We start from the raw sequence: 21,788 nt of genomic DNA, 5'->3' as shown, positions 1-21,788 counted from the left end.
ATGACCGCGAACCCCTCCGCCGCCTCCCCGACCGGACCCGCCCGCAAGCCCGCCGCCAAGCCGGCGGTCGCGGACATCTATCCGCTGACGCCCTTGCAGAAGGGGCTGCTGTTCCACGCCCTGTACGAGCCGGACTCCGCGGTCTATTTCGAGCAGCTCTGCGTCACCCTGGAAGGCGACCTGGACGCGGGCGCCTTCGAGCGGGCATGGCGCCGGCTGATCGACCGCCATGCCATCCTGCGCTCCGCCTTCGTGACCAAGGGCCAGCGGGAGCCGGTGCAGGTCGTGTTCGACCAAGTGCCGTTCTCCATCACGCCGGAGGACTGGAGCGGCCTGGACGAAGCCGCCCAGCGGGCGCGTCTCGACGACTTCCTGGAACAGGACCGCCGCAAGGGCTTCGCCTTCAACCGCCCGCCGCTGATGCGGATCACGCTGATCCGGCTGGGTCCGGACCGGTTCCGCATGGTCTGGAGCCACCACCACCTTCTGCTGGACGGCTGGTCGCTGCCGATCCTGATGGGCGAGCTGTTCGCCCTCTACCGGTCCGAGCGGGACGGCACCCTGGCCGCCTTGCCGGCCCCCGCCGCCTACGGCGACTACGTCGCCTGGCTCGGCCGCCAGGACCGCGCGGCGGCGGAGGCGTTCTGGCGCGACGGGCTGTCCGGGCTGGAAGGGCCGACGCCCCTGGGCATCGACATCGCCGGGAAGCGCGGCGGGGCCGGCGGGATCGAGCAGCGGACCTTCGGCCTGGACGCCGCCGCCACGGCCGCCCTGGCCGACCTCGCCCGGCGCTGCCGGGTCACCCAGGCGAGCGTGGTCGAGGCCGCCTGGGCGATCGTGCTGAGCCGCTACGCCGGCACCGACGACGTGACCTTCGGCATCACGCTGAGCAGCCGCCCGGCCGATCTGCCCGGGGCAGAGCGCATGGTCGGGCTGTTCGTCAATTCCCTGCCCCTGCGGGTCGCCATCGACGCGGCGGCGCCGGTCGCCGACCTGCTGCGGCAGGTCCAGGAACGCCAGCTCCAGCTTCAGCGCTTCGACCATTGCGGCCTGACCGACATCCAGGGCTGGTCGCCGGTGCCGCGCGGCGAGCCGCTGTTCGAGAGCCTGTTCGCGTTCGAGAATTTTCCGCTCGGCGACAGGCTGGGCGAGGCGGTGCCCGAGATCGCCGTCCGCGACGCCAGCCTGATCGAGAAGACCCATTACCCCCTGACCCTGATCGTGGTCCCGGGGGAGGTGCTGACGGTCAAGGTCGCGGTCGATACCGCCCGCATCCCGGCCGAGGCCGCCGAGGGCGTGTTCCGCCACCTGGCCCATGTGCTGGACGCCATGGCCGCCGACCCGGCCCGCCCGGTCGCCTCGATCGGCCTGCTGGCCACCCCGCCCGAAGCCGGCGAAATCCGCGACGTCGCCCTGCCCGCCCCCTCCCTGGCCGACGCTTTCGCCGCCGCCGCGGCGCGTTTCCCAGACCGCACCGCCGTGGTGGACGGGGAAGCGCGCCTGACCTATGCCGAGCTGGCCGCCCGCGCCGCACCGCTGGCCCGCCGGCTGCGCGCCGCCGGGACCGGACCCGACCGGCCCGTGGGCATCTGCCTGGAGAAGTCCGCCGACCTGATCGTCGCCATGCTGGCGGTGGTCGAGGCCGGCGGCGCCTACCTGCCGCTCGACCCGGCCTATCCGGCGGAGCGGCTGGCGTTCCTGGTCGCCGACAGCGGCGCCGCCATCGTCGTGACCAGCGCCGAACTGGCCGGCCGGCTGCCGCAGGCCCCGGCGCCGGTCCTGATCGACCGGCCGTCAGAGGTTCCCGACCCCGCCGATAGCCGCGCCGCCGGCCCGGACGACGCGGCCTACGTCATCTATACCTCCGGCTCGACCGGGACGCCGAAGGGCGTGGTGGTGACCCACCGCAACGTGCTCCGCCTGTTCGCTGCGACGCAGCCCTGGTTCGGCTTCGGCGAGCGGGACGTGTGGTGCATGTTCCACAGCTTCGCCTTCGACTTTTCCGTTTGGGAAACGTGGGGCGCGCTGCTCCACGGCGGCACCCTGGTCATCGTGCCCTGGCTGGTCTCCCGCGATCCCGACGCCTTCCTGGCCCTGCTGGAGCGGGAGCGGGTCACGGTGCTGAACCAGACGCCGTCGGCCTTCGCCCAGCTCATGGCGGCCGACGCGGCGCGGCCAGCCAGGCCCGACCTGGCGCTGCGCACCGTGGTGTTCGGCGGCGAGGCGCTGGAGCCCGCGATGCTCGCCCCCTGGGTGGCCCGGCGCGGCGACAGGATGCCCGAGCTGGTCAACATGTACGGCATCACCGAGACGACGGTGCATGTCACCTACCGCCCGATCCGCAGCGCCGACATCGAGGCCGGCAGCCGCAGCGTGATCGGCCGGCCGATCCCCGACCTGGGCATCGAGATCCTGGACCAGCACGGCCATCCCGTGCCCCCCGGCGCCATCGGGGAGATCTGCGTCCTGGGCGCCGGCGTCGCCCGCGGCTATCTCGGCCGGCCGGAGCTGACCGCCGAGCGCTTCGTCGAGCGCGCCGCCTCCCGGCTCTACCGCTCCGGCGACCTCGCCCGCCGGCTGCCCGACGGCGACATCGAATATTGCGGCCGGCGCGACCACCAGGTGAAGGTGCGCGGGTTCCGGATCGAGACGGGCGAGATCGAATCCGCCCTGTCCCGGCACCCGCAGGTGGCCCAGGCGCTGGTCCTGGCGCCGCAGGGACCCGCCGGCCGGCGCCTCGTGGCCTATCTGGCGATGCGTCCCGGCGAGGCCCGGCCCGGCGCCGACGCGCTGCGCGACTTCCTGCGCGGCCGGCTGCCCGACCACATGGTGCCGGAAGTGTTCGTCCCGCTGGATGCCTTCCCGCTGACCGTCAACGGCAAGATCGACCGCGCCGCCCTGCCCGACCCCGACGCCGCCCGCACCGGCGTGGCCGGCGCCTACGCCGCGCCGGAGACGGAGACCCAGCGCATCCTGTGCGAGGCCTGGGCCGCGGCGCTGGGCATCGAGCGGGTCGGCATCGACGACGATTACTTCGCGCTGGGCGGCGACAGCATCCGCAGCATCCGGCTGGTGGCGCTGGCCCGCGACAAGGGGGTCGCGGCCAGCCTGCCGCAGCTTTTCGGCAACCCGACCGTCCGCCGCCTCGCCGCAGCACTGGACAGCGCCGGACCCGCCACCGCAGCGCCCGCCTTGGTGCCCGCCGGCCCCTTCTCCCTGGTCCCCGAATCCGACCGCGCCCTGATGCCCGCCTGGGCGGAGGACGCCTATCCGCTGACCCGGCTCCAGGCCGGCATGCTGTTCCACGGCGATTTCGACGCCGCCCAGTCCCTGTACCAGGACCTGTTCCTGTTCCGCCTGCGCCTGCCGGTGGACATCCCGGCGCTGGAACAGGCGCTGGCGGAGACCATCGCGGTCCACCCGGCGCTGCGCACCGGCTTCGACCTGGAAAGCTTCTCCCGCCCGCTCCAGCTGGTCCACCGGGAGGTGCCGTCGCCCCTCACGGTATCGGACCTGCGCGGCCTGCCCCCGGCGGAGCAGGAAATCCAACTGGCGGCCCATGTCGCCGAGGAACGCCGGCTCGGCTACGACTGGCGCAAGGCCCCGTGCGGCAGGATCGCGGTCCACCGCCTCGCCGACGACGTGGTCCATCTCAGCCTGGGCTTCCACCACGCCGTGCTCGACGGCTGGAGCGTCGCGACCTTCCTGGCGGAATGGGTGCAGCGCTACCTGCACCGCCTGGGCCGCGGCGTAGGCTCGCTGCCGGCGGCGCCGGCGGCGAGCTTCCGGGACTTCGTCGCGCTGGAGACCCAAGCCCTGGAAGACCCCGCGATCCGGGGCTATTGGGAAGGGGCGTTGGCCGGCCTGCCGGTAACCTCCCTGCCGCGCGTCAGGCGCCCGGCCGACGCCCCGCGCCCGTCCGGCCGGATCGACCGCGCGTTCCCGCCGGAGCTGAAGGACCGGCTGCGCGAGGTCGCCCGGGCCAGCCGGCTGCCGCTGAAGGCGCTGCTGCTCGCGGCACACCTGCGCGTGCTGGCGCTGCTCGCCGGATCGTCCGACGTGGTCACCGGGCTGGTGTCCAACGGCAGGCCCGACGACCAGGACAGCACGCGCGTCCTCGGCCTGTTCCTCAACACGCTGCCGTTCCGCTTCCGGATCGAGCGGCGCTGGAGTTGGCTGGACCTCGCCCGCGCCGTCCATGCGGGGGAGGCCGCCATGCTCCCCAACCGCCGCCTTCCCATGGCCGAGCTGCGCCGGATCGCCGGCGGCAGGACGCTGTTCGAGACCTCGTTCAACTTCGTCAATTTCCACGTCTACCAGGGCCTCGCCGGGCTGCGCGACATCGAGCTGCTGGACACCAGGTCGTTCGACGACATCGACATCCCGTTCAGCGTCAGCTTCAGCGACGATGCCGGCGGCGGGCCGCTGCGCGTCGGCATCGGCTTCGACGCCGCCCAGTTCCCCGACAGCTTCGCGGAGACCGCCGCCGACCTGCTGGAAGGCGCGCTGCGCGCTTTCGCCGAGGCGCCCGACCGGCCTTTCGCCGACGCGGTGCTGGTCGAAGCCCTCCCCCCCGCGCCCGACTTCCCGTCCGAGGCCCCCGCCGTCCCCGTCCACCGCGTGGTGCTGGAACAGGCGAGCCTGTCGCCGGACCGCACCGCCGTGGTGGCCGGCGGCGACCGCTGGACCTATGGCGAGCTGGCGGACAGCTCCGCCCGGCTGGCCCATCGGCTGCGCGCGCTGGGAGTAGGCCCCGACCGGCCGGTGGCGCTGCTGCTGGAACGCTCCTTCGCCTTCGTCTCCGCCATGCTGGGAACCCTGCTGGCCGGCGGCGCCTATGTCACGCTCGACCCGGCGCAGCCGCCGACCCGCCTCGCCTCCTCGCTGGAGACCTGCCGGCCGGCCGTGTTGATAACCGCGGGCGGCACCGGCGGCGTGGCCGTGCCGGACGGCACCCGCGTCCTCGACCTCGCCGCGGAGGCGCTGGAGATAGCCTGCCTTCCCGCGACCCCGCCGGAGGGGACGGACCACCCCGACGCGCTGGCCTACCTGATCTTCACCTCCGGCTCCACCGGCAAGCCCAAGGGCGTCGCCGTGCCGTCCCAGGCGCTGGCCGACCATATGGCGTGGTTCCTGCGGGACTATCCGGTCCGGCCCGACGACGTCATGCTCCAGAAGACGCCGGTGGTGTTCGACGCCTCGGTGGACGAGCTGTGGGCCGCCCTGATGTCGGGCGCCACCCTGCGGCTCGCCCGCGCCGACGGCCACCGCGACCCGGCCTATCTGGCGGCGGAGATCGCGGCCGGCGGCGTCACGCTGCTCCATCTGGTGCCGACCCAGCTCGACCTGCTGCTGCGCGAGCCCGCCCTGGCGGACTGCCGCACCCTGCGGCGCGTGGCGGTCGGCGGCGAGGCGCTGCCCATGGCGCTGGTCGGACGGCTCCAGGCGCTGCTGCCGGTGGAGGTGATCAACCTCTACGGCCCGACGGAGACGACGGTCGAATGCTCGATCCGCCGGGTCGAGGGGTTCGAGGCCGGCGACACCGCGACCCTGGGCGATTCCCGCGACGGCACCGCGCTCCATGTCCTGGACGGCGACCTGATGCCCGTCCCCGACGGCGTCCCGGGCGAGCTCTATGTCGGCGGCGCCGGGCTGGCGCGCGGCTACTGGGGGGCGCCGGACCTGACGGCCGAACGTTTCGTCCCCGATCCGTTTTCCGGCACGCCCGGCGCGCGGCTCTACCGCACCGGCGACCGGGTCCGCCGGACCCCCGGCGGCGGGCTCGACTATCTCGGCCGCGTCGATCGCCAGACCAAGCTGCGGGGATACCGGATCGAGCCGGACGAGGTCGAGCGCGTGCTGGAGCGGCACCCGCTGGTGCGCCGCGCCGCCGTCTCCGTCCGTCCCGGCCCGGGCGGCTCGCCCCGGCTGGTCGCCTATGTGGAAATATCGTTGGAGGAGTCCGGCGCCGGCTGGGAACAGCCGCTGGCCGACCACGCCCGCGCCAGCCTGCCGGACTACATGGTGCCGGCGCTGTACCATGCCGTCCGGTCCTGGCCGCTGCTGGCGAGCGGCAAGATCGACCGTTCCGCCCTGCCCGACCCCGCCGAGGCCCCGCAGGAACCCGACTCCGGCCGCCCCTTCCGGGCACCCGCCCCCGGCGCCGAGACCACCCTGGCGGAGGTCTGGCAATCCGTCCTGGCGGTCGAGCGGGTCGGGGCCGAGGACGATTTCTTCGCGCTCGGCGGCGACAGCATCCTCAGCCTCCAGATCGTCGCCCGCGCCAAGGCGCGCGGCCTGATCCTGACCCTGCAACAGGTCTTCCGCCACCCCAAGCTGGCCGACATGGCGCGCGCCGCCGCGCTGCCGGCCCCCGCGGCCGCGGAACCGACGGCCGAGCCGCTGGCCGGCCCCGTCCCGCTGACCCCGGCGCAGCGCTGGTTCTTCGCCGACCCGCCGCCCAACCCGTCGCACTGGAACCACGCCGTCCTGGTCACCCTGAAGCGGCCGGCGGCGCCCGACGCGGTGGCTGCGGCGGTCCGCTCTGCGCTGGAGCGGCACGACGCCTTCCGCCTCCGCTTCCGCCGCGCCGATGCCGGCTGGGAGCAGACCTACGCGGAGCAGGCCGCCCCGGTGCCGTTCGAGGCGGTCGCGGTGGCCGACGGCGCCGCCCTGGTCGCCCATGCCGCCGGCGTGCAGCGCACCCTGGACCTCGCCGCCGGGCCGCTGGTCCGCGCCGTTCTCTATACCCTTCCGGCACCGGAACTGCCGCGCCTGATGATCGTCGCCCACCATCTGGCGGTGGACGGCGTCTCCTGGCGCCTGATCCTGATCGATCTCGGCTGGGCGCTGATCGGCTCCCTTTCCGAGCCGCCGCCCCTGCGGCCGGCGTTCGGCCGCTGGGCGCGCGGGCTGGAAGCCGCCGCCGCCGGCCCCCGCATCGCGGGGCAGGCCGGTTACTGGCTGGACGAGGCGCTGGGCGAGGCCGGCGACCTGCCGTCCGACGGCGCCGGCCCCGCGGTCGAGGGCGATGCCCGCACGGTCGAGCGGGAGATCGGCGCCGGGGAAGTCACCCTCCTCCGCTCCGCGGCGCAGAAGCTGCGCGCCAAGCTGGACGAGATCCTGCTGGCCGCCCTGGCCGAGGCCGTCGCTCCCGACCTGGGCTCCGGCGACCTGCGGATCGCGCTGGAATCCCATGGCCGCACGGACCTGGTCCCCGGCGTCGATCTGGCGTCCACGGTCGGCTGGTTCACCGCGCTGCACCCGTTCCGCCTGCCCGCCGGCGGCGGCGATGACGGCGGCAAGGGTCCGGCCGCGACGCTGGCCCGGGTCAAGGAACGGCTGCGCGCGATCCCCGACGACGGCGTCGGCTACGGGCTGCTGCGCTGGTACGGCGACGGGGAGGTCGCGGACCGGCTGGCCTCCGCCCCGCAGCCGGCCTTCGCGTACAACTTCCTGGGCCAGGTGAACGGGGTGCTCGGCCGCTCCGCCCCGATCGCGCTGGCGCCGGAGGCGGTCGGCGACACCATCGACCCGGACGCGCCCCGGCGCCACGCGCTGGAACTGGTCGCCGCCGTGGTCGGCGGCCGGCTCACCCTGCGCTGGATCCATGTCCCCGCGCTGCACGCCGCCGCCCGGGTCGAAGCCTGGGCCGACCGCTTCGCGCAGGCGCTGGAACGGCTCGTCCGCCTGGACGGTGCCGCGGCGCGGGCCGCCTGGACGCCGTCCGACTTCCCGCTGGCGGGGCTCGACGCCCAGACGCTTCCCCTGGTCCTGGGCGACGGCGACCTCGACGACATCTATCCGCTGACCCCCGCCCAGGAAGGCATGCTCTTCCACACGGTGGAGCAGGACTCCGCCTCCGGCGTCTATGTCCAGCAGGTCACCGCCCGGCTGGACACCCCGCTCGGCGCCGAGGGGCTGACCCGGGCGTGGCAGGCGGTGCTCGATGCCCATCCCAACCTGCGCGCCGGCTTCGCCTGGGCGGGGCTGCCCCGGCCGCTCCAGCGGATTCCCCTTCGCGCCGAACTGCCGGTCGCGGTGCTGGACTGGCGCGGCCTGGACGAGGCCGGGCAGGCCGTCGCCCTCGACCGTTTCCTGGCCGACGACCGGGCGCGGGGCTTCGATCCCGCGACGCCGCCGCTGATGCGCGTCACCCTGGCGCGGATCGGGGAGATCGCTTGGCAGGTGGTGTGGAGCCACCATCACCTGCTGCTGGACGGCTGGTCCATGCCGATCGTGTTCCGGGGCGTGATGCGGTCGCTGGCCGCCATCGCGCGGGGCGAGGCCCCGGACCTGCCGGGCGACCACGGTTTCCGCGACCATGTCGCCCGCCTCGCGAAGGCAGATCCGGCCAAGGCCGCGGATTTCTGGCGCGATCGGCTGGCCGACGCGCCGGAGGCGACGTTCCCCGCCGCCGGCCGCCAGCGCGGCGACGGGACCGGCATGGCGATGCGCAGCCTCGACCTGCCCCCGGCCCCGGCCGCCCGCCTCGCCGAATCAGCCCGGCGCCACGGCGTCACCCAGAGCACGCTGGTCAACGCCGCCTGGGCGGTGCTGCTCGGCCGCTACGGCGGCACGCTCGACGTGCTCTACGGCGTCACGGTGTCGGGCCGGCCGCAGGACCTCGACGGTTCCGACGGCATGGTCGGCATGTTCATCAACACGCTGCCGGTGCGGGCCGTGCTCGACCCGGCGGCGAATCTCGCCGACTGGCTGCCGGCGTTCCAGGCCGGCTTCGGCGATCTGGCGGCCCACCAGGACAGCCGGCTGGTGGATATCCAGTCTTGGAGCGGGCGCCCCCGCCAGCAGCCGCTGTTCGAGGCGATCCTGGTCTATGAGAACTACCCCGTCGCGTCCGAGGTCCGCGCCTCCGCCGGCCTCGCGGTCGGCGCGGTCACGGCGCGGGAACAGAACAATTTCCCGCTCAGCCTCTACGTCCTTCCCGGGACCCTCCCCGGCGACGGCCTGAGGCTGGAACTGATGTGGGACCGCGCCCGGCTGGACGAGGGCGCCGCCGGCGCGCTCCTGGCCGAGCTGGCGGCCCTGCTCGAAGCCCTTGGCGACCCCGCGCGGGAGCGGATCGCCGACCTGCTGCCGGCAGCACCGAGCCCCGCCGCCACCGGCACCGCCGGCCCGGTCGGGCTCCCCGTCCACCGCCGCATCCTGGACCATGCCGAGGCCGAACCCGGCCGCTTCGCCGTGATCGCCGAGGACGCGACCCTGACCTATGGCGAGCTGGCCGAGCGTGCCCGGCGCGTGGCGTCCGGCCTCGCCGCGGCGGGCATCCGCCCGGACGACCGCGTCGGCATCTTCCTGGACCGGGGCGCCGACCTGCTGCCGGCCCTCCTGGGCGTGCATCTGGCGGGGGCCGCCTATATCCCGCTCGACCCCGCGTTCCCGGCGGAACGGCTGGCGATGATGGTGGAGGACGGCCGCCCCGCCGCCGTCGTCGCCTCCCGCGCCCTGCGCGCCGACGCCCCGCCCACCGCCGCCCCCGTGCTGACGGTGGAGGACCTGCTGGCCGGCCCCGACGCGCCCGTCCCCCCCGACCCGCGCGAGGGCGACCGGCTGGCCTATGTCATCTTCACCTCCGGCTCGACCGGGCGGCCCAAGGGCGTCGCGGTCGGCCGCCGCGCGCTCGCCAACGTGGTGGACAGCTTCGCGGACCGGCCCGGCTTCGGCCGCGACGACCGGCTGGCGGCGGTCACCACCCTGTCGTTCGACATCGCGGCGCTGGAACTGTTCCTGCCGCTGGCCGCCGGCGCCACGCTGGTGCTGTGCGGCGGCGCCACCGCCGTGGACGGCGCAGCGCTCGCGGAGCTGATCGCGTCCCGGGGCGCCACCGTGCTCCAGGCCACACCCGCCACCTGGCGCCTGCTGCTCGCCGCCGACTGGCGCCCGCCGCAGGGCTTCGCCGGCTGGGTCGGGGGGGAGGCGGTTCCCGCCGACCTGGCGGCGGCCCTGCTGGACCGCGGCGTCGCGCTGTGGAACGTCTATGGCCCGACCGAGACGACGATCTGGTCGGCCGCCCGCCGGATCGACGACGCGGCTCAGGCCGGCGTGGTCGGCGCGCCGGTGCGCAACACCTGGATCGGCGTGGTCGACGCCTTCGGCCGCCCCGCCCCGGTCGATGCGCCGGGTGAGCTGGCGATCGGCGGCGACGGCCTCGCCGAGGGCTATTGGGAACGCCCCGACCTGACGGCCGACCGCTTCGCGCCCAACCGCTTCCCCGGATTGCCCGGCGCCCGCTGCTACCTGACCGGCGACCGGGCGGTGCGGCGGCCGGACGGCGATTTCGACATCCTCGGCCGGCTCGACACCCAGGCCAAGATCCGCGGGTTCCGCATCGAGCTGGGCGAGATCGAGAGCGTCCTGCGCACCCTGCCCGGCATCGCCGAGGCGGTGGTCGTGATCGGCCGCGACGGCCAGGGCGAACCGCGCCTCGTCGCCAACCTCGTCCCGCAGGACGGCGCGCCCGAACCCGCCCCCGAACTGGCCGTCGCCGACCTGCGCGAGCGGTCGCTCGCCCGCCTGCCCGGCTACATGGTGCCGACGGTCTGGCGCATCCTGCCCGAGCTGCCGCTGACGCCCAACCGCAAGATCGACCGCAAGGCCCTGGCCCAGGCCCCCGTCGAGGTGACCGCCACCCGGCTGGCGCCCCGCGACCCGGTGGAGGACGCCGTCGCCCGCCTGTGGGCCGAGGCGTTCGGCGGCGGGGAGATCGGCGTCGAGGAAGATTTCTTCGACCTCGGCGGCCATTCCCTGGTCGCCATGCGGATCCACGCCAAGCTTGGCCGGGTGTTCCAGACCGAGCTGCGCCTGCGCGAGTTCCTGGAGGCGCCGACCGTCGCCGCCCAGGCCGCCTTGCTGCGGTCGCGGGAGGCATCGCCCGGCCGCGCGCTGAAGGTGGCCCAGGCCTATCTCCGCCTGCTCGCCATGACGCCGGAGCAGAAGGAAGCCCTGCGGCAGGCCCGCTCCGCCGGCAAAGCCCAAATCGTTCAATGAGCCGGCCGATCATCCGTCAAGCGAAAGTCTCCCATCGAATACCCGTGCTGCGGCATCGCAACGCTACCCGGAACGTGATCATGGCGATTAACTTGGCCTACCGAGCCGATCGAGATATGGCGGGAATGAATGAGGCACAACCGGCTCCGAGGCTTTCTGCGGCTGTCGTCTCTCCTGATGCTGTTCATCGGCGGGCTCGGCGGATGCTCGGCGGTAGGCTATGCCAAGGCTCTCAACCCCGAGCTGTTCGGCATGGAACGAATCGCCGAGGGCATCTACGTCGACAGCTCCATGTCGGACGAAGTGCGACGCGCACTCGTCACCAATGTCGCCGAAGCAAGAAGCCGGATCGCCGAAGTCTATGGAGCTGCTGTTTCCACGCCGGACATAGTGGCCTGCTCGACGCAGAGCTGTTTCGAAAGCTTCGGCGGCGGCCGACAGCGGGCGCTGGCCTTCGGAGATCGGATGTTGCTTTCCCCCCGTGGCTCCACGGTTCACATGGTCAGTCACGAGTGGTCGCATACCGAACTGAGTGCCCGGCTGGGCTGGCTCACGCGCTGGGTTCTGGGAGATCTGCCATCATGGTTCGATGAAGGACTGGCCGTGGCCGTAAGCGGCGAGCCGATGCATTCCGAAGAAGTTTGGCGGACGGTGGAGCGACGCGCGTTGCCACGGCCTGAGTTGACCGAGTTGATGTCGAACGGCGACTGGAGTCGTGCCGTCGTCCGGTACGGCGACGTTCAAGCCGCCATCGAAGGCAATCCGGATCATCCGATGGTCGTTTACCCGATGGTCGGCCATGAGGTTCGCGGATGGCTGGCGCGGAATGGACGTGCCGGCCTCCTGGCGCTGATCGAACGCCTACGGAACGGCGACCGCTTCGACGCAGCCTACAGGCAGCCCTTGCCGTCTTAATTCGGTTTTCACTTCGCCCCGTCGAGATTGCGGAGGCGGTACGCCGCCGCCTCCGCATCGCCAAAGCCCCCGAGACGAAAGAACAGGTCATGCGCATAGACACAGTCACCGCGGTCGTCACCGGGGCCGCCCAGGGGCTGGGGCGCTGCTTCACCCTGGAGCTGGCCCGCGCCGGCGCCCGGGTGATGGCCGGCGACATCCAGGCCGACGGCCTGGGCACCCTCGCGGAGGAGGCCCGGGGACTCGCCGGCCGGGTCGAGACCATGGCGCTCGACGTGACCCAGGAGGCCTCGGTGCGCGGCTTCCTGGGCGAGACGGCGGCCCGGCTCGGCACGCCGAACCTGCTGGTCAACAATGCCGGCATCCTGCGCGACGGCGTCCTGGCGCTGCGCGAGGAGGACGGCTTCGTCCGCAAGATGCCCAGCGTCCAGTGGAAGTCGGTGATCGAGACCAACCTGACCGGCTGCTACGTGATGGCGCGGGAGGTGGTCTCGCAGATGCTGGAGAACGGCGTCAGCCCCGGCCTCGTGGTCAACATCTCCTCGATCACCGGGGCCGGCAACCCGGGCCAGGGCAACTACGCCGCCGCCAAGGCCGGCCTGGACGCCGCGACGCGGACCTGGGCGCTGGAACTGGCGCAATACGGCATCCGCGTCGGCGGCATAGCGCCGGGGCTGATCGACACGCCCATGGCGCAGGCCCTGGACCCCGACGAGCGCGCCGGCATGGTGGCCGACGTGCCCCTCGGCCGCATGGGCAGGCCGGAGGAGATCTGGGCGGCGCTGCGCTTCATCGTGGAATGCGACTTCTTCACCGGCCGGGTCATCCAGGTGGACGGCGGGGCGAGCTATTCATGAGCATCCCGCGCATCATCCACCAGATCTGGTACCAGGGCGAGGACCAGATGCCCGCCAAGTTCCGCGCCTTCGGCGACGGCTGGCGCCGCAACCACCCGGACTGGTCGTTCCACCTGTGGAACGAGACCACCATGCGCGCCTTCATGGCGGAAAACCACGCCTGGTTCCTGCCGATCTACGACGGCTATCCGCTGAACATCCAGCGCATCGACGCGGTGCGCTACTTCATCCTGCACACGCTGGGCGGCCTCTATGTGGACAGCGACATCGAGAGCCTGAAGCCGATCGATACGCTGGTGGAACGGCCAAGCCTGCTGCTGTCGCGGACCGTGGGGTACAACAACGCCATCGTCGGCAGCGTGCCCGGCCACCGCTTCTGGGAGACGGTGTTCGAGGCGCTGAAGTCCAACCACCAGCGCCCGAAGCGCTCGCCGCTGAACCTCCTGGTCGATGCCGACGCCCTGTTCATGGCGCACAGCACGGGACCCCGCCTGTTCACCGACTGCGTCCGGCGCAGCGGCGTGGAGGCCGACGCCGACACCCTGGTCTGCCCCTCCTGGTACTTCGAGCCCGGCACCCCGGCGGAAGTGAACGGCCGCATCACCATCGACCCCGACACCTCCCGCTCCTACGGCATCCACCACATGAGCCAGACCTGGATGTCCCCCTGGCGCCGCGCCCTCGACGCCGCCCTCAAGCCGGTGATGGCGCTCGCCCGCCGCTTCGCCGCGCCGGGGTGAGGCGGCGGCGGCGTCCAGACGGCCTGCCGCTTCACCCCGGCGCGGCGAAGCGGCGGGATCGCCGATGCCGAACGCTGGCATAGCTGATCCCATCGGAGGATCAAGGCGACGACGTAGACTACGGCAGGGGCGGGATCGGCAGGCCGAGATGCTTGGCCCTGGCGATCAAACACTGCGAAACTTCGGGCTCGGGACCATATTTCCGCAGTGCGATGGGCAATGCCTCGGCCACCAGCGCCATTGCTCGGTCAGCTTCGCCCTGTGTCCGGAGCGTTTCGGCCAGATTGTTCATGCTGAGCAATGTGTCGGGATGCTCGTCGCCCAGCACCCGGCGGCGGAGCGCCAGCACCTGCTCTTCGAGCGCCCGGGCGCCGCCGTGGTCGCCCTGTGCCCAGAGCGTATGGGCCAGATTGTTCATGCTGGTCAGGGTGTTGGGATGCTCGTCGCCCAGCACCCGACGGCAGAGCGCCAGCACCTGTTCCTGGAGCGCCCGGGCGCCGCCGTGGTCGCCCTGTACCCGGAGCGTTGTGGCCAGATTGTTCATGCTGGCCAGGGTGTCGGGATGCTCTTCGCCCAGCACCCGGCGGCTGAGCGCCAATTCCTGCTCGTGGAGCGCCCGGGCGCCGCCGTGATCACCCTGTGCCTGGAGCGTCAGGGCCAGATTGTTCATGCTGGCCAGGGTGTCGGGATGCTCGTCACCCTGCACCCGGCGGCAGATGGCCAGTTCTTGCTCGTGGAGCGCCCGGGCGCCGCCGTGGTCGCCCTGTGCATCGAGCGTTACGGCCAGATTGTTCATGCTGGTCAGGGTGTGGGGATGCTCGTCGCCCTGCACCCGGCGGCGGAGCGCCAGCACCTGCTCCTGGAACGTCCGGGCGCCGCCGTGGTCGCCCTGTGCCCGGAGCGTTTCGGCCAGATTGTTCATGCTGGTCAGGGTGTCGGGATGCTCGGCGCCCAGCAGGCGTTTCCTGGCCTCGACTGTTCGGCGGTAGTCCGCCTCCGCGTCGGCGTAGGCTCCCCGCTCATTATTGAGCCGTCCAAGCCACGACAGGAGCGTGGCTGTAGGGACGTCCGGCAGGTCCCCGGTCAGGGCGCGGGCGTGGGGGACCAGGGGCAGTAAGGCGGCATGGTTGCGGATGTCGCCGGCCTCCTCCATCGACTCGTTCAACGCCGCCACGGCGGCGTCGCGCATCGCGGGCGGCGGATCGCCCCTGTGGAAGCGCAGGGTGCGGCTGACCAGCACATGGACCGACACGGCGTCGCCGGCATCCTCCTCCCCACCCGGGATGTGTTCGGCCAGGGCTTCGCGCGCGGCCGCCTTGACGGCGCGGGCGGCCTCGGCCAAGCCGTCGTCGCCGCCGGGCTGCCGGGCGAAGACATCGGCGGCCAGGGACAGGGGGATGGGCGCCGGGGCCAGCAGGGCGGCGAGGTGCAGGAAGCGCAGGCCCGCCGCGTCCAGCCGGTCGATGCTGTCCAGCAGGGTGGCCGCGATCTGCCGGGCATGGCCGGTCGGCAGGTCGCCGGCCAGTTCGGCGGCAAGTTCCGTCGCGTCCTTCGCCGGATCGCGCAGCCGGTCGCGGAAGGCCGCATAGCCCAGCATCGCGACGGCGGCACCCGCCACATCGACCGCCAGAGCATGGTTGCCCAGCAGGGCCAGGATCTCCCGCGCCGCCGCCCGCTCGTCATCGCTACGCGCAGATCGGCGGCTGGTCAGAAGCTCATGGGCTTCGGTACCCGACAGCAGCCCCAGCCGGTGGACGAAGCCCGCCCCGTCCAGCCCGGTGCCGCGGGTGGTGACCAGGGTGGCGCCGTTGTCGGTGGGTGCTCTCCAGGCGTTCAGGTCGGCCATGCCAGCGTCCGGCGGCAAGTCGTCCACGATCCACAGGTAGCTGTCCAGGTCAGCAAGCTTGATCTTCAGCGCACCCTCGACCTCGTGCGGCCCCAGGCCGGCGACCGCGATGCCGAGGTTTCCGGCAATGCCCTGCCGCTGCGCGCCCAGGTCCTGCCCCTTGACGGCATTGAGCCAGAAGATGCCGCCGGGATAGGCTGCGCCGAAGCGCCGGGCGTATTCCTCCGCCAGCAGGGTCTTGCCGATGCCGCCCATGCCCTGCACCTGGATCAGGCTGGGACTGGCGCCAGCGATCAGCGCGATCCTGTTCTTCGACAGGTGACTGTCGATCCGCCACATGTCCGGAAAGCGGCCGACGAACCGGTTGGACCCGGCACGCGGGTTGCCGCCGTGCCAGTGCGTGCCGCTGAAGGCTTTGATTCTCCCGAAGTTGCCGGTCAGCCCCGCCAGCCGGTCAGCGACCCGGCCGGCCAGTTCGTCCGCTCGGACACCCCGCGCATTGACGAACCTCTTCACGAGAATGTCGGCCGGCTGGAGATGGCCGACATCTTCCTCCGGGTTCAGCGCCAGGATTCGGCGCTCCACCATCTGGCCGTCGGGTGACTCGTGCCGGGCGGCGATGAGGGCGGAAGTCAGCTCCCATTGGCAGGCGCGGCTGGTCGGGTAAGTCGCCGAATACCACGCCACCATCATCCGGGCGCGGCCAAGATCCTCCACGATCCGGCGCTGGATGGATTCGCCTTCTTGAATCTCCGTTTCGAAGCTGAAAACGCGGAGTTTTCGCGCCCGCAGCGCCTGGATCACCGGCAGAGCCGCGTCGCGGTCGGCGAAGGCGTAGCTGAAGAAGATATCGTATTCCATCGCCCGCCCCGCCCGGTACCGGCCGGCAGCGACGATGCCAAGCCTTCAAGATCAACCGATGCGGGCATTATAGCAGCAGCGGAACCGCGTCGGGAGCATTATTGCGCGAAAACATTCTGAAATATGCGCATAATTTGACATGCGCGCGAATTCGGATCAAAATTCGCGCGCCACACCACCCGGACGTGGCGGCCGAGCCAAAGAGTGGGGACTCCTAGGCCCGGCCTGACCATAGATGCCTCTTGATCAAGGAACCACATCCATGGCTACCCAATTGATTAGCACAAACGGAGTGTTCGCGCTCCGGTCATTGTTACCCCCGCCGCGGCGACCTCGTTCGCCGCGGCGGGGGGCTCCCACCGTCGTCAGTCCGGCGGCGCGGGGGTAAGCATCATGCCACAAGCAGGAAGGTACGAAGCCCGGTTCGACGCCGGGCTGAAGGACATGCGCGTGTTCGACGCGGACGGCGCGCCGCTGGCCGACGACGATGCGGTCTACCTCGTCAACATGCTGGGCGAAGCGGTGGACGAGATGGACCGCCGAGGCTTCGACCCGGAAACCGCCCGTTTCACCATCGACCGCCGGGCGCCGTCCGGGATAGCGGGAGGGGCGCAAACGTAATCCAGGCTCTTGCCACAGATTACGGCGATGGACAAAGATACGGCCCGGATCATCTGAGGATATCGCCGTAATCTGTGGCCAAATCCCTTCCTCCCGGCCCAGCACCGTCCAAGGCAGGGATCATTACTTAGCCACAGATGCACGCAGATGGACGCAGATACTTATCGATTTCTTATCTGCGTCCATCTGCGTGCATCTGTGGCCAAATCCCTTTCTTTCAGCCCCGTCCGCGCCGGCTTTGTCGGCTGCTTGATTAGGTCTGCAAGGGGATGGTCGGATTTCGGCAGAGCGTTCCTCCCTTTGCCGTCATGACCGGGCTTGACCCACGGCTGTCCGGCACGGTATTTGCTCAAAGAGGAAAAGTATTAGCCGTAGGCAGAAATATTCCCTTTTCGTCATGGCCGGACTTGATCCGGCCATCGTATCGCAGGTCTCACCACGGCTCCGTGGCCGGAGATGCCCGGATCAAGTCCGGGCATGACGACAAGGGGGTGCTTTTTCCCCTGATCAACTCTTTTGAGAAAACCGCAAGTACCGTGCCGGATAGCCGTGGGCTTGACCCGGTCATCGCTTGCAGACTCCATCAGCGACGCCGTGCGGGGAGATACCCGGATCAAGTCCGGGTATGACGAAAAGGAGGGTGCTGCCGTCGCCATGCAGACCGTTTGAGCGGGGCGGAACTGCCGTGCCGGACGGCCATGGATCACGCCCGGCCATGGCGACCCCTCAGCCCGGCGCGCCGGACTCGGTGCTGGGCTCGGGCTTCTCGGTTTTGCCGGCTTCCTGGGAGACCTGGCCCGGCTTGTTGCCGCGGTTGGTCTCGGGCGGGTTGTGGACGGCGTCGGGGCCGTCGGGGCTCGGCGGGTTGGCCTTGGGGTCCGTGTTGCCGCCGACCCGGTGGAACTTGTCTTGCTGCTCGGCCATGGGGCCACTCCTTGGTTCAGATGCTCGGACCGACCTCAACAGGAGGGCGCCGGGGCGGTTCCCGATGGCGTTTTTCCTGGTCGCCGCCGGGCCGGGGTGGCAAGATCGTTCATCGTCGTCCCTCATGATCGTGCGCGAGGAGGAGCCCGTGGGCACCCATCGCCTCAATCTTCTCGGCGGGTTCGACCTTCTATCGCCAGCCGGATCGTCGATCCCCCTGACCGCCCGCAAGCCGATGGCCCTGCTGGCGTACCTGGCCCTGCGCCCCGGCCAGTCCCACCCGCGCGAGAAGCTCGCGACGCTGCTGTGGGAGGACAGCCCCGACGCCCTCGCCCGCAGCAGCCTCCGCCAGGCGCTGGCCCTGCTCCGCCGCTGCCTGCCCGTCCTGAGCGCGGAGGGCGACGGCGTCGCCGTCCCGGCCGGGACCCTCGCCACCGACGTCGCGGAATTCCGGGCGGCCGTCGCCGACGGCTCCCCCGCGCACCTCGCGCGGGCGGCGGAGCTCTATCGCGGCGACCTGTTCGACGGCGCCCCGTCCCGGTCGCCTGCCTTCGAGGACTGGCTCCAGGTCGAGCGCCGGCACCTGCGCGAGCAGATCCAGGGCGTGCTGGGCCGGCTGCTCGACCACGCCCTGGAAACCGGCGACGCCGAGGCCGGGGTCCGCCACGCGCTGCGGCTGCTGGCGCTCGATCCCCTGCGCGAACCGGCCCACCGCGCCCTGATGAGGCTCTATGCCCGCCAGGGCCGCCACGCCGCCGCCCTGAAGCAGTACCAGACCTGCCGCTCCGTCCTGGAGCGCGAGCTGGGCGTGCGGCCCGAACCGGAGACCGAAGCGCTCCTGCGGGAGATCCGGGAGCGCCGCCGCAACAGCCGGGCCGACCCGCCCGACCCCGCCGCGGCACCCCTCCCGGAAGCCGGCGAGGCGCCGCCCCGCCCCTTCCCCTCCGCCCCCGAGCTGCGCGTCGCCGCCATCCTCTGCGCGGCCCTGTCCGGGTCCGATACCGCCGATCCGGAGGACATGCACAGGCAGACCGCCGACGCGGTCGGCCATGTGGAGCGCATCGCCCGGAGCTATGGCGGCGACCTCTACCGCCACGCCGGCAACACGGTGATCGCGGCGTTCGGCGCGCGCCGGTCCCACGGCAACGATCCGGAGCGGGCGCTGCGCGCGGCGCTCGACCTGCGCGCCGGGGTGGACGGCACCGCGGAGCCTCCCGGCATCGGCGTTTCCTGCGGGCTGGTCGTCGTGGACGGCGGGCCGGACTTCGTGCTGACCGGCACCGCCATGCAGGAGGGGAACCGGCTCGCCACCCTGGCCGGCCCCGGCGACATCCTGATCTCCCCCGGGGTGCGGGAGGCGATGGACGGGTTCCTCGACCTGGAGGGTGGCGGCGGGCCGCCCTGGCGATTGCGGGGGCTTCGCACGGCCGGCACCGGCAAGGCGGCGGCCTCCCGCCCCTTCGTGGGGCGGCGGGCGGAGCTGCACCAGTTCAACGGCCTGCTCGCCGCCTGCCGCGAGACCGGCAGCGGCACCGTGATCCATATCCGGGGCGAACCCGGCATCGGCAAGACCCGGCTGGTGGAGGAGTTCCAGGCCCTGGCCGGCGCCCAGGGACTGCGCTGCGTCACCGGCTGCGTGCTCGATTTCGGCGTCGGCCGGGGCCAGGACGCGATCAAGGCGGTTGTCCGGGCGCTTGCGGACCTGCCGGCCGCCGGCACGCTCGGCCCGGAGCATGGGATCCACCTCGCCCCCCTGCTCGACCGGCCCCTGCCGCCCGACCAGCGCTCCGTCTACGACGCGCTGGACCACGGCACCCGCGACCTGGGCCGCCGCGCCGTCATCTCGGCGCTGGTCCGGGCGGTGGCCGGCGACCGGCCGCTGGTCCTCACGATCGAGGACGTCCACTGGGCCGATGCCCAGGTCCAACCCTACGTCGCGATGCTCGCCGGGCTGGTGGCCGACTGCCCGCTGATCCTGGTGCTGACGACCCGGGTCCAGGGCGACCCGCTCGACGCCGCCTGGCGGGCCGCCGCCGGCGGGGTGCCGATCATGACCATCGACCTCGGCCCCCTCCGCCCGGCGGAGGCCCAGAGCCTGGCCCAGACCTTGACGCACGCGGTGGCGGCGGACGACCGGTCCTTCGCCGAAAGCTGCGTCACCCGGTCCGGCGGCAATCCCCTGTTCCTGGAACAGCTCCTGCGCAGCCGGGGCACCGGCGGCACCGTGCCGGATACCATCCACGCCATCGTGCTGGCGCGCACCGACGCGCTGCCCGCTGCCGACCGCCGGGCGCTCCAGGCCGCCTCGGTGCTGGGCCAGCGCTTCGACCTGGACGCCCTGCGCACGCTGCTGGACGACCCGGACTATGGAATGGCGGCGCTGCTCGACCAGGCGCTGGTCCGCCCGGCGGCCCCCGATGGCGGAAATGGCGGCGGCTACCTGTTCGCCCATGCCCTGGTCCAGGAAGCGGTCCATTCCGGCCTGCTCCGCTCCCGCCGGTGCGAGCTGCACCGCCGCGCCGCCGCGTGGTACGCCGGGCGCGACCCGGCCTTGCATGCCGAGCACCTGGCCCAGGCGGAGGACCCGGGGGCCGCCGCGGCCTTCCTGGAAGCCGCCCGGTTCCACGCCGCCGGCTTCAGGTTCGAGCGCGCGCTGTCGCTGGTGGAGCGCGGCCTGGCGCTGGACTGCGGACGCGCCGACCGGTTCGAGCTGGCCTGCCTGCACGGCGAGGTGCTGGACGCGCTGGGGTCCGTCGCCCCGTCGATCCGGTCCTACGGGCAGGCCCGCGACCTGGCGGAGACCGACGCGGAACGCTGCCGCGCCTGGCTCGGGCTGGCGTCGGGCATGCGCGTGGTGGACGACCTCTCCGGCGCGATGGACGCGCTGGAGCATGCCGAGGCGGCGGCCATGCGCGCCGGCCTCGCGGCGGAGCGGTTCCGCATCCACCACCTGCGCGGCAACCTGTGCTTCCCCCGCGGCGACCTCGACGGCTGCCTGCGCGAGCACGAGGCCGCCCTGGACTGGGCGCGGCGGTCGAACGAGCCCGACCTTGAGCTTCATGCCATGAGCGGGCTCGGCGACGCCTATTACCTGCGCGGCCGGATGATCACCGCCCACGGCTATTTCTCCCGCTGCGTCCGCCGGGCGCGCGAGCGGTCGCTGCCCCGGATCGAGGCGGAAAACCTCTACATGGACGCGGTCACCCGGTTCTTCATGAACGACCCGGGCGCCGCCCTCGCCACGGCGCGGGAGTCGATCGATGTCGCCGTCCGGATCGGCCACCGGCGGGCCGAACTGCTCAGCCATATCGTCGCCAACGAGATGCTGGGAGAGCTGGGCGACGAGGAGGCCGGCCGCCCCCACTTCGCCCGCGCCCAGGCCCTGGCCGCCCAGCTCGGCGCCTGGCGGTTCGAGGCCGAGAACCTGCTGGGCCTCGGCCGGATGGCGCTCCATGCCGGCCGGCGGGAGGAGAGCCTCGACCTGCTGCGGCAGGCCCTGGAGATCGCGCTGCGCACGGGGGAGGGATATCTCGGTCCCAGCATCCTGGCGCTGATGGCCCTGGCCGGCGACGACCCGGACGAGCGCCGCCGCCTGCTGGACGAGGGTGCGGCCATGCTGGCGCGGGGCAGCGTCAGCCACAACCACCTCTATTTCCACCGCGAGGCGATCGAGACGGCGCTCGACATGGGTGACTGGGAGGCAGCCGAGCGCTACGCCGACGGGCTGGAGGACTATGCCAGCCCCGAACCGCTGCCCTGGAGCAGCCTGTTCACCACCCGCGGCCGCCTGCTCGCCCGTTTCGGCCGGGGCGAGCGCGGCTGCGACCTGCGCCAGGACCTCACCCGCGTCCTGAAAACCTGCCGCGCCGCCGCCCTCGACCGCCACACCCCCCGCATCGAGAAGGCATTGAAAAAATTCCAATTTTCGTAGGTCGGCCTTGGCCCGCAGGGCCAACGCCGACACCACATGCCGACGCTCCGGCCATGGCGTCGGCGTCGGCCTTCGGCCGAGGCCGA

8 protein-coding genes are annotated in these 21,788 nt (G+C 72.3%); 6 read left to right on the top strand and 2 right to left on the bottom strand.

All coding sequences use genetic code 11. From position 1 onward, the window contains the following. The 4 genes from JL100_RS34560 (at position 1) to JL100_RS34545 (ending at position 13,519) form a co-directional block, all read left to right on the top strand. Entirely contained in the window at positions 1 to 11,007 is an 11,007-nt protein-coding gene (locus tag JL100_RS34560) for a non-ribosomal peptide synthetase (protein ID WP_202683278.1), read from the top strand. A gap of 177 nt (positions 11,008 to 11,184) precedes the next feature. Then, positions 11,185 to 11,922 carry a hypothetical protein gene (locus JL100_RS34555; protein ID WP_228421713.1) on the top strand — a complete coding sequence of 246 codons (738 nt, stop codon included), beginning with the start codon at positions 11,185 to 11,187 and terminating at the stop codon, positions 11,920 to 11,922. An 89-nt stretch (positions 11,923 to 12,011) separates the two neighbouring features. After that, entirely contained in the window at positions 12,012 to 12,779 is a 768-nt protein-coding gene (locus tag JL100_RS34550) for an SDR family NAD(P)-dependent oxidoreductase (RefSeq protein ID WP_202683276.1), read from the top strand. Then, on the top strand, positions 12,776 to 13,519 hold the full coding sequence (locus JL100_RS34545; protein WP_202683275.1) for a glycosyltransferase family 32 protein: 744 nt from the start codon (positions 12,776 to 12,778) through the stop codon (positions 13,517 to 13,519). The genes JL100_RS34550 and JL100_RS34545 overlap by 4 nt, the downstream gene beginning before the upstream one ends. Before the next feature lie 118 nt (positions 13,520 to 13,637). Here JL100_RS34545 and JL100_RS34540 read toward each other — a convergent pair whose 3' ends face one another. After that, positions 13,638 to 16,226 (bottom strand): toll/interleukin-1 receptor domain-containing protein, encoded by a 2,589-nt coding sequence (locus JL100_RS34540; RefSeq protein ID WP_202683274.1) that lies wholly within the window; start codon positions 16,224 to 16,226, stop codon positions 13,638 to 13,640. 393 nt (positions 16,227 to 16,619) lie between these two features. Between JL100_RS34540 and JL100_RS34535 the strand changes: the two genes are divergently transcribed. Further along, positions 16,620 to 16,847, top strand: a complete 228-nt coding sequence (locus JL100_RS34535) for a hypothetical protein (protein ID WP_202683273.1) — start codon at positions 16,620 to 16,622, stop codon at positions 16,845 to 16,847. A 726-nt stretch (positions 16,848 to 17,573) separates the two neighbouring features. Here JL100_RS34535 and JL100_RS34530 read toward each other — a convergent pair. Then, positions 17,574 to 17,771: a hypothetical protein gene (locus JL100_RS34530; RefSeq protein ID WP_202683272.1), complete on the bottom strand. Its 198-nt coding sequence runs from the start codon at positions 17,769 to 17,771 to the stop codon at positions 17,574 to 17,576. 148 nt (positions 17,772 to 17,919) lie between these two features. Here JL100_RS34530 and JL100_RS34525 point away from each other — a divergent pair, with 148 nt between their 5' ends. Continuing rightward, the gene (locus JL100_RS34525) at positions 17,920 to 21,702 is read left to right on the top strand and encodes a BTAD domain-containing putative transcriptional regulator (protein WP_202683271.1); all 3,783 of its coding nucleotides are present in this window, start codon (positions 17,920 to 17,922) and stop codon (positions 21,700 to 21,702) included. Positions 21,703 to 21,788: the final 86 nt, after the last annotated feature.

The organism is Skermanella mucosa (genome assembly GCF_016765655.2).
GTDB classification, from domain to species: domain Bacteria; phylum Pseudomonadota; class Alphaproteobacteria; order Azospirillales; family Azospirillaceae; genus Skermanella; species Skermanella mucosa.
Note: the sequence above shows the minus strand (reverse complement) of the source record. Positions and strands in the feature narration are given on the sequence as shown.

What these genes read in the sequence shown, in the direction of transcription:
- JL100_RS34545 (WP_202683275.1), top strand. Translation starts at nt 12,776, where the DNA reads ATGAGCATCCCGCGCATCATCCACCAGATCTGGTACCAGGGCGAGGAC.
- JL100_RS34560 (WP_202683278.1), top strand. Translation starts at nt 1, where the DNA reads ATGACCGCGAACCCCTCCGCCGCCTCCCCGACCGGACCCGCCCGCAAG.
- JL100_RS34555 (WP_228421713.1), top strand. Translation starts at nt 11,185, where the DNA reads ATGCTGTTCATCGGCGGGCTCGGCGGATGCTCGGCGGTAGGCTATGCC.
- JL100_RS34535 (WP_202683273.1), top strand. Translation starts at nt 16,620, where the DNA reads ATGCCACAAGCAGGAAGGTACGAAGCCCGGTTCGACGCCGGGCTGAAG.
- JL100_RS34530 (WP_202683272.1), bottom strand. Translation starts at nt 17,771, where the DNA reads ATGGCCGAGCAGCAAGACAAGTTCCACCGGGTCGGCGGCAACACGGAC.
- JL100_RS34540 (WP_202683274.1), bottom strand. Translation starts at nt 16,226, where the DNA reads ATGGAATACGATATCTTCTTCAGCTACGCCTTCGCCGACCGCGACGCG.
- JL100_RS34550 (WP_202683276.1), top strand. Translation starts at nt 12,012, where the DNA reads ATGCGCATAGACACAGTCACCGCGGTCGTCACCGGGGCCGCCCAGGGG.